Raw genomic sequence first — 13,603 nt, forward strand, 5'->3', positions numbered from 1 at the left:
GTTGCGTTCGCATCCATAAAAAAGCGGCCGCGCGAAGCAGCCGCTTGTGATCCCCTACCCCGCCGACACAGGAAAATGTCAGCCGGCGTGCGCCGCTTCAGGCGTCAACATTGCCTGCGCCGCCTCAGCCTCCCGATCATGCCGCTCGAAAATTTCACGCGCTGCGAACAACGCATTCAGCGCGGCCGGAAAGCCCGCATAAAGCGCCATCTGCATAAACACCTCGACGATCTCCTCGCGCGTGCAGCCGACGTTCAACGCCGCCTCGATATGCACCTTCAACTGCGGCTGCGCGCAACCGAGCGTCGCCAATGACGCAATCGTCGCGATCTCACGCGCCCGCAGATCGAGCTGCGGCCGGCTATAAATATCGCCGAAACCGAACTCGATCAGCAGCCGGCCGAAATCCGGCGCAATCGGCGCGAGCGCGGCGATAACCTGTTCGCCGGCCGAGCCGTCGATTTCCTTCAGTTTGTCCCAGCCTCGGGTATAGCGATCGTTGTGTGCGTGGTTCATGGTGAGTCCTTTTCCGAATGTGAAAGCGCCTGGGGTTCGTCGGTGTGTCGTGTCGAACCATCCGCAATTGGTGCTTGCGCGGCCGCTTCGTAATAAGCGATCTTGTCGACGATCGCGCCGAGATTGAGCTGCAACTCGGCGATCCGCGCCAAAACCGCATCCCGATGCGCCACCAGCAAATCGCGCCGCGCCCCCATGGTCGGCTGACCGTCGGCGCGTAGCGCCGCAAACGCCTGCATCCCGGCGATCGGCATGCCGGTCGCCTTCAGACGCATCACGAAGCGCAGCCAGTCGAGATCGGCCGGCGAATACAGGCGATGACCCGCCTCCGTCCGCCCGACCGCCCGAATCAGGCCAGCCTGTTCGTAATAGCGCAGCGTGTGCGCGGACACGCCGAGCGTTTGCGCGACCTGCCCGATGGTGAGTGCTTTGGAGATAGTCGACATGACGGAACTCAGGTTAGGACTTCGAGTGCACTCTAAGTCAAGCGCGCGATGCTGTCATTTGTCTGTATTGTTATCTTTTATGGCGTGCGGCAATTGATCGATAAACTCATCAATGCCTGTTCAACAGGCAAAAGCTTTAAATCTTGTCCACACAGATTTACTTGTCACAAATCGATCGGTATAAATCGTCCGCGTTCGCAAATACGGGCGCGCGATTTGTTCTATGCTTAAGCGCAGCGCGCGGTTGACAGGTGTGTCGTCCCGAGCCGCTCCGGGTTGTTCCGAGTCGTCCTGAATCGTTCTGAGTTGTCTTGAGTTGTCTTTCGCGGCTAACTTTTTTGCCCTCAATGGAGTGCTTGCCATGCTGAAGAAGCTTTTAATGCTTTGCGTTGCATTGGCTTTATCGCTGTCGGCCGGATTTGCCGCTGCCGTGGAAGTGAATTCCGCCGATCAGGCGGCGCTCGAATCGGTCAAGGGTATCGGCCCGGTGCATGCCAAAGCGATCATCGACGAACGCACCAAAAATGGCCCGTTCAAGAATGCCGATGATCTCGCCGCACGCGTCAAAGGCATCGGCACGAAGTCGGTCACGAACCTCGAAGCAGCCGGGCTGACCATTAACGGTTCAGCCACCCCGCCGACCGGCGCCAAGGCCGCGACGAAGTCGGGCAGCAGCGCGAGCAGCAAAGCAACGCCGGCAGCAACTACGACCGCCGCGACCACGGCAACTGCGCCGATGGATGCGTCGAGCGCGAAGCCGTCGAAGAAGAAGAGCAAGGCGGCGGCCTCCGCTGCGGCGGCGGCTTCCGCGACAGCCAGCGCGCCGGCCGACGCATCCAGCACCAAGGCATCGAAAAAGAAGGCAAAGAAGAGCAAGGCAGCATCGGCCGCGGCAGGTTCAGGCGGCGCATAACCCGGGGGGCAAGCGCAGGCAGCGCGCGTTCCGTGCGATGGGTGAAGCAAGACGTGTGTGATCCCAGCATCACCGCGCCGCGCTAAACCCGGCAGCATCGTTTAACCGTCGCCAGGCCTGCTTCACACGGCGCCGCGCAACCGCGCGGCGTTTTCACCCGCCGACTCGTCAGACACGCGTCGGCATTCAAGAGAGACCGTCATGAGCCTACTCGACACTATCGGTTCCCTGATTGGCAAATCGCCTGAAGGCGGCGGCCAGCAAGCCCTGGTTTCAGCCGCCCTCGAATTCGTCAACAACCAGCCCGGCGGGCTGAATGGCCTGATCGACCGTTTCAAGGAAAAGGGCCTCGGCGACGTCGTGACGTCGTGGGTCAGCAACGGCGACAACCAGCCGATCTCGGCCGACGCGCTGCACAGCGTGCTCGGTTCGGACGCCGTCACGAACCTCGCGGCCAAGGCCGGCGTGCAGCCGGACCAGGTCACGGGCCTGCTGTCGCAGATTCTGCCGCACGTCGTCAATGCCGCCACGCCGGAAGGCGAAGTGCCCGCCGAAGGCAAGCTCAATTCGACGACCGTGCTCGGCGCGCTGGGTGGCCTGTCGGCGTTGTTCAACAAGGGCAGCGCCTGAAGCCACGACGCTCGCGCGTAGCTGCAGCTACCCGTTGATCGGGTAAAGAAATCAGGCGAAAAAAAAGCGGCAACGAAGATCACTTCGTTGCCGCTTTTCTATTCATCGAGCCGCGCCCGACGCGAGCGCATTGCGCTCAATGCACGACGCGTTCGAACACCAGCTTGCCGTCATCCACCTCGACCGGAATCACGTCTTTCGGACCGAACTTGCCGGCCAGAATCAGCTTGGCGACCGGGTTCTCAATCTCCTGCTGGATCGCGCGCTTCAACGGCCGCGCACCGAACAGCGGATCGTAGCCGACCTTGCCGACGTGCTCGAGCGCTTCGTCCGACACCACCAGTTGCATATCGAGCTTGGCCAGCCGCTCGTGCAGACGCTGCAACTGGATCCGCGCGATCGACTGGATATTCGAGCGGTCGAGCGCATGGAACACCACAACGTCGTCGATCCGGTTCAGGAACTCGGGCCGGAAGTGCAGCTTCACCTCTTCCCAGACCGCGTCCTTCACCGCTTCCTGCGGCTCGCCGACCATTGCCTGAATCACCTGCGAACCGAGATTCGAGGTCATCACGATCACCGTGTTCTTGAAGTCGACGGTGCGGCCCTGGCCGTCGGTCATGCGGCCGTCGTCGAGCACTTGCAGCAGCACGTTGAACACGTCCGGATGCGCCTTCTCGACTTCGTCGAGCAGGATCACGCTGTACGGCTTGCGACGCACGGCTTCGGTCAGATAACCGCCTTCTTCGTAACCGACGTAGCCCGGCGGCGCGCCGATCAAACGCGCGACGCTATGCTTCTCCATGAATTCGCTCATGTCGATCCGGATCAGGTGATCTTCCGAATCGAACAGGAACGACGCCAACGCCTTGCACAACTCGGTCTTACCCACCCCGGTCGGGCCGAGGAACAGGAACGAACCATACGGCCGGTTCGGATCCGACAGACCGGCGCGCGAACGGCGGATCGCATCGGCCACCGCCGTGATCGCCTCGTCCTGACCGATCACGCGGTCGTGCAGTTTTTCTTCGATCTGCAACAACTTTTCGCGCTCGCCCTGCATCATGCGCGACACCGGAATGCCGGTGGAACGCGACACGACATCCGCGATTTCTTCCGCGCCGACCTGCGTGCGCAACAACCGCCGACGCGTCGGATTGCTCTGCTCGTTCGCTTCGGCCTGGGTCACTTCCTTCAGTTGCGCCTCGAGCCCCGGCAGCTTGCCGTACTGCAACTCGGCGACCTTCTCCAGCTTGCCTTCACGCTGCAGGCGGACGATTTCCGCGCGGGTTTTCTCGATTTCTTCCTTCAACTGCGCGCTGCCCTGCACCGCGGCTTTTTCCGCCGTCCAGATTTCGTCGAGGTCGGAATAGTCGCGGTTCAGCTTTTCGATTTCTTCTTCGATCAACTGCAGACGCTTTTGCGATGCTTCGTCCTTTTCCTTCTTGACGGCTTCGCGTTCGATCTTCAACTGGATCAGGCGACGGTCGAGCCGGTCCATTTCTTCCGGCTTCGAATCGATTTCCATCTTGATCTTCGACGCGGCTTCGTCGATCAGGTCGATGGCCTTGTCCGGCAGGAAACGATCCGTGATGTAGCGATGCGACAGCTCTGCCGCCGCGACGATAGCCGGGTCGGTGATATCGACGCCATGATGCAGCTCATACTTTTCCTGCAAGCCGCGCAGAATCGCGATGGTGGCTTCCACCGACGGCTCGTCGACCAGCACCTTCTGGAAGCGGCGTTCGAGCGCGGCGTCCTTTTCGATGTACTTGCGGTATTCGTCGAGCGTGGTGGCGCCGACGCAATGCAGCTCGCCGCGCGAGAGCGCCGGCTTGAGCATGTTGCCCGCGTCCATTGCGCCTTCGGCCTTGCCCGCGCCGACCATGGTGTGAATTTCGTCGATAAAGACGATGGTCTGCCCTTCGTCTTTCGCGATGTCGCTCAGCACGGCCTTCAGGCGCTCTTCGAACTCGCCGCGATACTTGGCGCCGGCCAGCAGCGCCGCCATATCGAGCGACAGCACGCGCTTGCCCTTGAGCGTTTCCGGCACTTCGCCGTTGACGATGCGCTGCGCGAGACCTTCGACGATCGCGGTTTTACCCACGCCCGGCTCGCCGATCAGCACCGGGTTGTTCTTGGTGCGGCGTTGCAGGATCTGGATCGAGCGGCGGATTTCGTCGTCGCGGCCAATCACCGGATCGAGCTTGCCGGCGCGCGCGCGCTCGGTCAGGTCGACGGTGTATTTCTTCAGCGCTTCGCGCTGGCTTTCGGCGTCCTGGCTATGCACCTGCGAGCCGCCGCGCACCGCCGCGATCGCGCTTTCGAGCGACTTGCGCGACAGGCCGTGCTGACGCGCGAGACGGCCGGCTTCGCCTTTGTCGTCCGCCACCGCGAGCAGGAACATCTCGCTCGCGATGAAGGTGTCGTTGAGCTTCTGCGCTTCCTTGTCCGCCTGATTCAGCAGACCCGTCAGCTCGCGGCCGATCTGCACGTTGCCGTCGGTGCCCTGCACCTGCGGCAAGCGTGTCATCGCGTCGTTGAGCGCCGTTTGCAACGCCTGCACATGCACGCCGGCCCGCGACAGCAGCGAGCGCGCCGAACCATCCTGCTGCGCGACGAGCGCCGACAGGACATGAACCGGTTCGATGTATTGATTGTCATGACCGACCGCGAGACTCTGCGCGTCTGACAGTGCTTCCTGGAATTTAGTGGTGAGTTTGTCGATTCTCATCAGGAGACCTCCAATTTCGATTACCACCAAAATGAGGCGTTTTTCCCAGGTTTCAAGCGCTTTTTTGCCCTTCGCGGCAACTATTTAACATTTGACGCGAACGAACTGCCTGGCCGTCCTCAGGACACCGGCGCGGGGTTGCTGCCGGCCGGTCCAACCGGCGCGAGCGGCATGATCGGGATGATGCTGCTCAAACCGAGCAGCGCCGCCAGCGGCCCATGCGGTTGCGCGACCTCACCGATGGTATGCCGGTCGAGCTCGGCAAGGAAAGCATTACGCGCCGCTTCGAGCGCGCCACGCAAACGACATTGCGGCGTAATGACGCACGAGCGGCGCGCGCCCTGCTGGTCGGGAAAACAGCCGACCAGCGCGAAGTCACTTTCCGTGGCACGCACAATTTCGCCGACGGTCAACGCGTTGGTTTTATCGGCCAGCCGCAGGCCGCCGTTGCGCCCGCGTACGGTCTCGACCCAGCCGAGTTCGCCGAGTTGCTGAACCACTTTCATTAAATGGTTCTTGGATATTCCGTATGCATCCGAGATGTCCTGAATCGTCGATAATCCCTCGCCACGGACAGCGAGATACAGCAGAACGCGCAGCGAATAATCCGTGTAGTCGGTCAGTCTCATAAGTGCAGGTATCACGATGAGCGCAAGCCGCGATCCGGAGGAAAACCGCGCCGACGCAAGGGTTGCCCGGGACCGCCTGTTCGCCCTAAGATGCGAACGCAACGCATGTTTTATTGTTTTGCGCTGACAGACGGAGTTTATCTTTCGGCAGTAATGGTAACGTTTCCCGCGTAGTTCATTCATACGAAAAGGACGGGTTTCGCGGCTTACTTCTTTGAGTTTGCCCCTCTTTGAGGCCATTCCTGACGGTCTGTGGCGCGGTGTGGAGATGGACGTCGTCGTTTGCCGTCATTGGGCCTACTCATTGGCTACGGTCATTGCCACATTCAGTGGCCAATTATTGGCCAATTCAGCCAGCCGCATTTTCTGGAATCCGCATGAACCCGTCTTTCCCCGCCACACCGGCCGTCGAGCGCGCCGCCGAACCCACCGAGGCGAACGTCCGCGAACTCGTCTATGCCTTTTACGACCGCGTGCGTGCGGACGCGCTGCTCGGTCCGGTTTTCGATGCCAGCCTGGCGGGCCGCTGGGACGAGCATCTGCCGAAGATGTGTCTGTTCTGGGGCAGCCTCGTGCTCGGCGCGAAACAGTATCGCGGCAACGTGCAACAGGCGCATCAGCCGCTCGAAGGCGTCGAGCCTCAGCACTTCAGCCGCTGGCTGTATCTGTTTCTGGATACGGTGGAGTCGCGCTACGAGCCGGCCGCCGCGATCCGTTTCATGGAGCCGGCGCTACGCATCGCGCAGAGTTTGCAGTTGAGCCGCTTTGGCTGGGATTACAGGATTCCAGCGGAACAGCAGGCGCTGCTGAAGCGCGTCGCGCCAAAGCGTGCGCGGGATGAAGAGGATGCCCATGAGGCGGCGCGACGGCCGGGTGAACCCTTTCCGACGCGGATTATCGGCCGGGCAATGGATGAGTGATTCTCTCCGGCTCGCCAGGCCAAAGGCCGTTTAAAGGCTTGATAGCGGCCGTAACCGGTTCCTGCAAGCAGTCGTCGCTGCGACCGACCCACGAGGGTAAGCCGCTCCTGAGCGGGCTCTATCCGCCGAGACGTAGGCGGCCCCGAACCAGCACATTTACTTCTCCGCCCGGTTCCCTGACTCGATGCCCCAGCGCGCCAGCGCGGCGTCGTCGGTGACGCGGGCGTCGACCCAGCGCTCGCCGGCCTCCGTCTTCTCCTTCTTCCAGAACGGCGCCTCGCTCTTCAGATAATCCATCACGAATTCACACGACGCGAAAGCGTCCCCGCGATGAGCCGCGGTCGTCGCCACCAGCACGATCTGATCGAGCGGATAAAGCTTGCCGACCCGGTGCACGATCAGCACCTCGATCCCCGGCCACCGCTCACGCGCGCTGACGACGATCGCTTCCAGCGATTTCTCCGTCATGCCCGGATAGTGTTCGAGCTCCATCGTCTCGACCGCGCTGCCTTCGTTCAGATCGCGCACGGTGCCGACGAAACAGGCCACCGCGCCGATCTTCGGATTACGCGCGCGCAACGCGGCGACCTCTGCGGTGAGGTCGAAGTCTTCGGTCTGGACGCGAACCGGCATCTGGGGCTCCTGATGGTTGGGTGAGGCGGCGAGCGATCAGCCGCCCGTGACCGGTGGAAAGAACGCGACCTCGCAGCCTTCCGTAACGCGCGTACCGGCGTCCGTCATCACGTGATTGCAGGCCATGCGCAGCGCGCGGCCTTCGGCCAGCGTGTCGGCCCAGGCGCCGCCACGCACGCGCAGCCACGCGCGCACGTCGCCGACGGTGGCGATGCCGTCCGGCAGGTCGACCGTTTCATCGGCCAGATCGAGCGCTTCACGCACGCTCGCAAAATATCGCAATTGAATCTTCATCGGGATGCCGCCGGCGCGTGCCGGCCTCAGTTCAGCAATTCGGAAAAGGGAATGAAGCGCACGGTCTCGCCGGCGCTGATCGCATGGTTCGGCGGATTGTCGATCAGCCCGTCGCCCCACACCGTCGATGTCAGCACCGCCGAACTCTGATTCGGAAACAGATCGAGGCCACCGGCCGGGTTGATGCGCGCGCGCAGGAATTCGTTGCGGCGATCGGCTTTGCTCTGCGTGAAGTCCGCGCGCAACGACAGCGTGCGCGGCGCAACCGTCTGAACGCCGGCGAGGCTCAGGATGAACGGGCGCACGAACAGCAGGAACGTGGCGAAGCTGGAAACAGGGTTGCCCGGCAGGCCGATGAAGAACGTTTCCGATGCGGATGCCCCTTCAAGCGCCGCACCGAGCGCCGCACCGCGCCGCACCGCACCAAACGCCAGCGGCTTGCCGGGTTTCATCGCGATCTGCCACATCGACAGGCGGCCTTCGGCCTCGACCGCCGGCTTCACGTGATCCTCCTCGCCCACCGACACCCCGCCGCACGTCAGGATCAGGTCATGCGCCACGGCGGCCTCGCGCAGCGTGGCGCGGGTCGCGTCCAGCTTATCGGCGACGATGCCGTAGTCGGTCACGTCGCAGCCGAGCTTGTCCAGCAGACCGTGCAGCGTGAAGCGGTTGGAGTTGTAGATCGCGCCGGGCTTGAGCGGCTCGCCCGGCATGGTCAGTTCGTCGCCGGTGAAGAAAACCGCGACCTTGACGCGCCGCCGCACCGTCAGCGTCGCGCAACCGACCGAGGCGGCCAGTCCCAACGCTTGCGGCGTCAATCGCGTACCGGCCGGCAGGATCACCGAGCCGCTGCGAATGTCCGCGCCTTGCGCCGTGATCCACTCGCCCGGTTGCGGGCTGTGCAGGATCGTGACTTCGTCGCCGGTGACTTCGGTTTGCTCCTGCATCACGATGGCGTCCGCGCCGGGCGGCACCGTTGCGCCCGTGAAGATTCGCGCTGCGGTGCCGGGCTTTAATGGTTGAGGCGCGTGGCCGGCCGGAATGCGTTGCGAGACCGGCAAACGCTTGTTGCCAGCGGCCGCGGGGTCCGTGAGGTCCGCCACACGAATCGCGTAGCCGTCCATGGAACTGGTGTGCATCGGCGGGACGTCGAGCGGCGACGTGACGTCGGCTGACAGAACCCGATTCAGTGCTTCCAGCGTCGGAATCGATTCGACGCCGTCGATCGGGCTAGCAGCGCTGAGCAGGGTCGCCAACGCTTCAGCGGTAGCGAGCATCGGAGCGCGGGGCGTGGGTGTGGACATCTCTGGTTTCGAAGCCGCGGGTTAAAGGAATATTGTAGCGGCCGACGCCTGCGGCATGTGCCACGGCGCGTTATGGAGGGATTTATGGTGTTTGGGGCACTTGCCGCGGAGGGTGGCGGCAATGATTCCTGGCGGGTTGTCATGCCTGCGCGCCCAGCCAGCTATTCAGCCAGCCAACGTGCGTGAGCCACTTGACTCACGCACCCACGAAAAAACTCAACCGCCCGTATTCGCGACGATAAATTCCTTCACGCGCTGTACATCGGCCGGCAACACTTCGAATCGCTGCGGCAGCGACTCCAGCCCCTCGAACGCGGCCGGCCGCTCCGGTTCGCGCAGCAGCGCTTCACGGATCGTTTCGCCGAACTTGATCGGCTGCGCCGTCTCCAGCACGATCATCGGAATACCCGGCTGCAGATGCTCGCGCGCCACCTTCAGGCCGTCGGCCGTATGCGTGTCGATCATCGTGTCGTAACGCTCGAACACGTCGCGGATCGTTTCCAGGCGCGTCTCGTGACTGCTGCGGCCCGACACGAAACCGAACTCCTGCACGCGCGCGAAATCGCCGCTCGCGGCGAGGTCGAAGCCGCCCTTCTCTTCGACGTCGCGGAACAGTTGCAGCACGCGCGCCGGATCGCGGCCCAGCAGATCGAACACGAAGCGTTCGAAGTTCGAGGCCTTCGAAATATCCATGCTCGGGCTGCTCGTGTGATACGTCTCGGCGGCCTTGCGCACACGATAGATGCCGGTGCGGAAGAACTCGTCGAGCACGTCGTTTTCGTTCGTGGCGACCACCAGCTTCTCGATCGGCAGACCCATCATGCGCGCGATGTGACCCGCGCACACATTGCCGAAATTGCCCGACGGCACCGTGAACGACACACGCTCGTCGTTCGACTTCGTCGCGGCGAAATAGCCCTTGAAGTAGTACACGACCTGCGCGACAACCCGCGCCCAGTTGATCGAATTGACCGTGCCGATCTTGTGCTTCGCCTTGAACGCGTGATCGTTCGAGACCGCCTTGACGATGTCCTGCGCGTCGTCGAACACGCCTTCCACCGCGATGTTGAAAATGTTCGGATCTTGCAGGCTGTACATCTGCGCGGTCTGGAACGCGCTCATCTTCTTGTGCGGCGACAGCATGAACACGCTGATGCCGTGCTTGCCGCGCATCGCGTATTCGGCGGCGCTGCCGGTGTCGCCCGAGGTCGCGCCGAGAATGTTCAGCGTCTGACCGTGTTTGGCCAGCGCGTACTCGAACAGGTTGCCGATCAACTGCATCGCCATGTCCTTGAACGCGAGCGTCGGCCCGTTCGACAGCTCCAGCAACGCGAGCGGCGCGCCATTCTCGACGCCGAGCGTCTTCAGCGGCGTGATCTGCGCTGCGCTTTCGTCGTCGCGCACGTTGCAGTAGGTCGCGGCCGTGTAGGTCTTGCGGGTCAGCGCGCGCAGGTCTTCGGCGGGAATGTCGTCGCTGAATTTCGACAGGATCTCGAACGCGAGGTCCGCGTACGGCAGCGTGCGCCAGCGCGTCAATTCGTCGGCGATGACACGCGGGTATTCGGCCGGCAGATACAGGCCGCCGTCTTTCGCGAGACCGCCCAGCAGAATCTGGGAGAAGGTGTGGCGCTCGCCGGCTCCGGCGCCGCGCGTGGAAAGATAGTTCATAGTTCGGCCTAGTTCAGCGCTTCCATGCGCAGCTTCGTGACTTGCGAGACAACGGTGCTCAATGCCTCGATCGTTTTGATCGCGGCGTTGACGTGCTTTTCGACCGTTTCGTGCGTGATCAGGATGATGTCGGTTTCGCCCTTGCCGTTCGCGTCGACCTGCTCCGATTCCTTCTGCAGCAACGCGTCGATCGAGATACCCGTATCCGCCAGAATGCGCGTGATATCGGCCAGCACGCCGGTTACGTCCGCCACCCGCAGACGCAGATAGTAGCCGCTCGTCACTTCTTCGATCGGCAGGATCGGGGTGCTCGACAGGCTGTCCGGCTGGAACGCCAGATGCGGCACGCGATGCTCCGGGTCGGCGGTATGCAGACGCGTCACGTCGACCAGATCGGCGACGACTGCCGACGCCGTCGGCTCCGCGCCCGCGCCCTTGCCGTAGTACAGCGTGGTGCCCACCGCGTCGCCATGCACGACGACCGCGTTCATCGCGCCTTCCACGTTCGCCAGCAGGCGCTTTTCCGGAATCAGCGTGGGATGCACGCGCAATTCGATACCCTTGTCCGTACGGCGCGCGATACCGAGCAGCTTGATCCGATAGCCGAGTTCCTCGGCGTATTTGATGTCGATCGCCGCGAGCTTGCTGATGCCTTCCACGTAAGCGCGGTCGAACTGCACCGGCACGCCGAACGCGATCGCGCTCATGATCGTCGCCTTGTGCGCGGCGTCCACGCCTTCGATGTCGAAGGTCGGATCGGCTTCGGCATAACCCAGCTCCTGGGCGGCCTTCAGCGCGGTCGCGAAGTCGAGCCCGCGGTCGCGCATTTCCGAAAGAATGTAGTTCGTGGTGCCGTTGATGATGCCCGCGATGTACTGGATGCGATTGGCCGTGAGCCCTTCGCGCAGTGCCTTGATGATCGGAATGCCGCCCGCCACCGCCGCTTCGAACGACACCATCACGCCGTTGGCGCGCGCCGCCTCGAAGATCTCCGTGCCGTGCACCGCGAGCAGCGCCTTGTTGGCGGTGACCACGTGCTTGCGGTTCTTGATCGCGCGCAGCACCAGATCGCGCGCCACGCCCGTGCCGCCGATCATTTCGGCCACGATATCGATCGACGGATCGTCGACCACCGCGTTGAAGTCATCGGTCAGCGCCACCGTGCCGGCTTCTGTGCCGAGCGCCGCTGTCGCTTTCGCGGGATTGCGCACGGCAATGCGCGCGATCTCGATGCCGCGGCCCGCGCGGCGTTTGATTTCTTCCTGATTGCGGCGCAGTACCGTGAAGGTGCCGCTGCCTACCGTGCCGAAGCCCAGCAGTCCAACTTTGATCGGTTCCATGCAGCGTGTGTTTTCGATTAGAGGTTTAAAAGGGAAATCGGGGAGGCGCGTGGCACGGCGCGGGTGGGCCGCGCCCTGCTCCATATTCTGCGCTAGGCGGTGTGACGTTTGCGGTAACCGTCGAGGAAGCGCGCGATCCGGTTGATCGAATCCGCGAGGTCGTCCAGGTTCGGCAGGAACACGACGCGGAAGTGATCCGGCGTCTTCCAGTTGAAACCGGTGCCCTGCACGAGCAGCACGCGCTCTTCCAGCAGCAGATCGAGGATGAACTGCTGGTCGTCCTGGATCGGGTAAATCTTCGGGTCGAGGCGCGGGAACATGTACAGCGCCGCTTCGGGCTTCACGCAGCTCACGCCGGGGATCGCCGTCAGCATGTCATACGCGAGTTCGCGCTGTTTGTACAGGCGGCCGCCCGGCAGGATCAGGTCGTTGATGCTCTGATAGCCGCCCAGCGCGGTCTGGATCGCGTACTGGCCGGGCACGTTCGGGCACAGACGCATGGAGGCCAGAATGCCGAGCCCTTCGAAATAGTCTTTCGCGTGACGGCGGTTCTCGCCGGCGGTGAGGCCCGAGATGAACATCCAGCCGGCGCGGTAGCCGCAGGCGCGGTAGCTCTTCGACAGGCTGTTGAACGTGACGGTGAGCACGTCTTCGGACAGCGATGCGAGCGCCGTGTGCTGCTTGCCGTCGTAGACGATCTTGTCGTAGACCTCGTCGGCGAAAATCACGAGGCCGTGCTGGCGCGCGATCTCGATCAGGCCGAGCAGCAGTTCGTCCGAATACAGCGCGCCGGTCGGGTTGTTCGGGTTGATCACGACGAGCGCGCGCGTGTTCGGCGTGATTTTCGCGCGGATGTCGTCGAGGTCGGGCATCCAGCGGTTCGACTCGTCGCAGACGTAATGCACCGGCGTGCCGCCCGACAGGCTGACGCCGGCGGTCCACAGCGGGTAGTCGGGTGCCGGCAGCAGGACTTCGTCGCCGTCGTTGAGCAGCCCTTGGAGCGCCATCACGATCAGCTCGGAGGCGCCGTTGCCGATGTAGATGTCGTCCAGCTCGACGCCGTGCACGCCCTTTTGCTGCGTGTAATGCATGATCGCCTTGCGCGCGGCGAACACGCCCTTCGAATCGGAGTAGCCCGACGATCCCGGCAGGTTCAGGATCATGTCCTGAATGATCTCGTCCGGCGCGTCGAAGCCGAACGGCGCGAGATTGCCGATGTTCAGCTTGATGATGCGGTGACCTTCTTCTTCGAGCCGTTTCGCATGTTCGAGGACGGGCCCGCGAATGTCGTAGCAGACATTCAACAACTTGTTGGACTTGAGTATCGGTTTCACGGCGGGCACGGATCCTGGTTGATGACTTGGGCGAACCGGCGCGGGCGCGCAACGCCGGGCGGTTCGCCGATACGGGGAATTCGGTCGCGATTCGGTCGCAGTCCGGTCGCGAGGTGGCCGCGATTCGGCCGGCGACGGCCGCCAGACGCGGGTTTCACCGCCTTGACCGGCTGTGGGTCGAAACACAGCCGAAAGGCGCGCGAAAGCGGCAAAACCGGGGCAGGTAGCCGGTGGGTCGCGCC

Annotated in this window: 13 protein-coding genes; 3 read left to right on the plus strand and 10 right to left on the minus strand. The window is 63.0% G+C overall.

The window, feature by feature from the left end; genetic code table 11:
- Window positions 1–78: 78 nt before the first annotated feature.
- Entirely contained in the window at window positions 79–516 is a 438-nt protein-coding gene (locus tag FA94_RS10430) for a carboxymuconolactone decarboxylase family protein (RefSeq protein WP_035550478.1), read from the minus strand.
- A complete protein-coding gene (locus tag FA94_RS10435; RefSeq protein ID WP_051980520.1) occupies window positions 513–962 on the minus strand; it encodes a MerR family transcriptional regulator in 450 nt (149 codons plus the stop codon). The genes FA94_RS10430 and FA94_RS10435 overlap by 4 nt, the downstream gene beginning before the upstream one ends.
- A 361-nt stretch (window positions 963–1,323) precedes the next feature.
- On the opposite strand from FA94_RS10435, the gene FA94_RS10440 reads away from it, so the two are divergent.
- Both FA94_RS10440 and FA94_RS10445 read left to right on the plus strand, forming a co-directional pair.
- Window positions 1,324–1,875: a ComEA family DNA-binding protein gene (locus tag FA94_RS10440; RefSeq protein ID WP_035550483.1), complete on the plus strand. Its 552-nt coding sequence runs from the start codon at window positions 1,324–1,326 to the stop codon at window positions 1,873–1,875.
- A 201-nt stretch (window positions 1,876–2,076) separates the two neighbouring features.
- Complete coding sequence (locus FA94_RS10445) at window positions 2,077–2,505, plus strand: YidB family protein (RefSeq protein WP_035550486.1); 429 nt, start codon at window positions 2,077–2,079, stop codon at window positions 2,503–2,505.
- 136 nt (window positions 2,506–2,641) lie between these two features.
- On the opposite strand, the gene clpB is transcribed toward FA94_RS10445, so the two are convergent.
- Together clpB and FA94_RS10455 are read right to left on the minus strand one after the other, a co-directional pair.
- Window positions 2,642–5,239: an ATP-dependent chaperone ClpB gene (clpB, locus tag FA94_RS10450; RefSeq protein WP_035550489.1), complete on the minus strand. Its 2,598-nt coding sequence runs from the start codon at window positions 5,237–5,239 to the stop codon at window positions 2,642–2,644.
- 119 nt (window positions 5,240–5,358) lie between these two features.
- The gene (locus tag FA94_RS10455; protein ID WP_035550491.1) at window positions 5,359–5,868 is read right to left on the minus strand and encodes an Rrf2 family transcriptional regulator; all 510 of its coding nucleotides are present in this window, start codon (window positions 5,866–5,868) and stop codon (window positions 5,359–5,361) included.
- A gap of 377 nt (window positions 5,869–6,245) precedes the next feature.
- On the opposite strand from FA94_RS10455, the gene FA94_RS10460 reads away from it, so the two are divergent.
- Window positions 6,246–6,788, plus strand: coding sequence for a group III truncated hemoglobin (locus FA94_RS10460; protein WP_035550493.1), 543 nt, complete (start codon window positions 6,246–6,248; stop codon window positions 6,786–6,788).
- 156 nt (window positions 6,789–6,944) lie between these two features.
- Here FA94_RS10460 and FA94_RS10465 read toward each other — a convergent pair whose 3' ends face one another.
- The 6 genes from FA94_RS10465 to FA94_RS10490 form a co-directional block, all read right to left on the minus strand.
- Window positions 6,945–7,421, minus strand: a complete 477-nt coding sequence (locus FA94_RS10465) for a molybdenum cofactor biosynthesis protein MoaE (protein ID WP_035550496.1) — start codon at window positions 7,419–7,421, stop codon at window positions 6,945–6,947.
- Between the two features lie 36 nt (window positions 7,422–7,457).
- Entirely contained in the window at window positions 7,458–7,715 is a 258-nt protein-coding gene (gene moaD / locus FA94_RS10470) for a molybdopterin converting factor subunit 1 (protein WP_035550499.1), read from the minus strand.
- Between the two features lie 26 nt (window positions 7,716–7,741).
- Window positions 7,742–8,992, minus strand: coding sequence for a molybdopterin molybdotransferase MoeA (locus FA94_RS10475; protein WP_035550501.1), 1,251 nt, complete (start codon window positions 8,990–8,992; stop codon window positions 7,742–7,744).
- A gap of 243 nt (window positions 8,993–9,235) precedes the next feature.
- Window positions 9,236–10,687, minus strand: coding sequence for a threonine synthase (gene thrC / locus FA94_RS10480; RefSeq protein WP_035550503.1), 1,452 nt, complete (start codon window positions 10,685–10,687; stop codon window positions 9,236–9,238).
- Between the two features lie 8 nt (window positions 10,688–10,695).
- Entirely contained in the window at window positions 10,696–12,027 is a 1,332-nt protein-coding gene (locus FA94_RS10485; RefSeq protein WP_035550505.1) for a homoserine dehydrogenase, read from the minus strand.
- 92 nt (window positions 12,028–12,119) lie between these two features.
- Window positions 12,120–13,370 carry a pyridoxal phosphate-dependent aminotransferase gene (locus tag FA94_RS10490; protein WP_035550506.1) on the minus strand — a complete coding sequence of 417 codons (1,251 nt, stop codon included), beginning with the start codon at window positions 13,368–13,370 and terminating at the stop codon, window positions 12,120–12,122.
- Between the last annotated feature and the right edge of the window lie 233 nt (window positions 13,371–13,603).

It is taken from the genome of Burkholderia sp. 9120, from assembly GCF_000745015.1.
GTDB lineage: Bacteria > Pseudomonadota > Gammaproteobacteria > Burkholderiales > Burkholderiaceae > Paraburkholderia.

What these genes read in the sequence shown, in the direction of transcription:
- FA94_RS10485 (WP_035550505.1), bottom strand. Translation starts at nt 12,027, where the DNA reads ATGGAACCGATCAAAGTTGGACTGCTGGGCTTCGGCACGGTAGGCAGC.
- FA94_RS10430 (WP_035550478.1), bottom strand. Translation starts at nt 516, where the DNA reads ATGAACCACGCACACAACGATCGCTATACCCGAGGCTGGGACAAACTG.
- FA94_RS10445 (WP_035550486.1), top strand. Translation starts at nt 2,077, where the DNA reads ATGAGCCTACTCGACACTATCGGTTCCCTGATTGGCAAATCGCCTGAA.
- FA94_RS10440 (WP_035550483.1), top strand. Translation starts at nt 1,324, where the DNA reads ATGCTGAAGAAGCTTTTAATGCTTTGCGTTGCATTGGCTTTATCGCTG.
- thrC (WP_035550503.1), bottom strand. Translation starts at nt 10,687, where the DNA reads ATGAACTATCTTTCCACGCGCGGCGCCGGAGCCGGCGAGCGCCACACC.
- FA94_RS10465 (WP_035550496.1), bottom strand. Translation starts at nt 7,421, where the DNA reads ATGCCGGTTCGCGTCCAGACCGAAGACTTCGACCTCACCGCAGAGGTC.
- FA94_RS10435 (WP_051980520.1), bottom strand. Translation starts at nt 962, where the DNA reads ATGTCGACTATCTCCAAAGCACTCACCATCGGGCAGGTCGCGCAAACG.
- FA94_RS10475 (WP_035550501.1), bottom strand. Translation starts at nt 8,992, where the DNA reads ATGCTCGCTACCGCTGAAGCGTTGGCGACCCTGCTCAGCGCTGCTAGC.
- FA94_RS10455 (WP_035550491.1), bottom strand. Translation starts at nt 5,868, where the DNA reads ATGAGACTGACCGACTACACGGATTATTCGCTGCGCGTTCTGCTGTAT.
- clpB (WP_035550489.1), bottom strand. Translation starts at nt 5,239, where the DNA reads ATGAGAATCGACAAACTCACCACTAAATTCCAGGAAGCACTGTCAGAC.
- moaD (WP_035550499.1), bottom strand. Translation starts at nt 7,715, where the DNA reads ATGAAGATTCAATTGCGATATTTTGCGAGCGTGCGTGAAGCGCTCGAT.
- FA94_RS10460 (WP_035550493.1), top strand. Translation starts at nt 6,246, where the DNA reads ATGAACCCGTCTTTCCCCGCCACACCGGCCGTCGAGCGCGCCGCCGAA.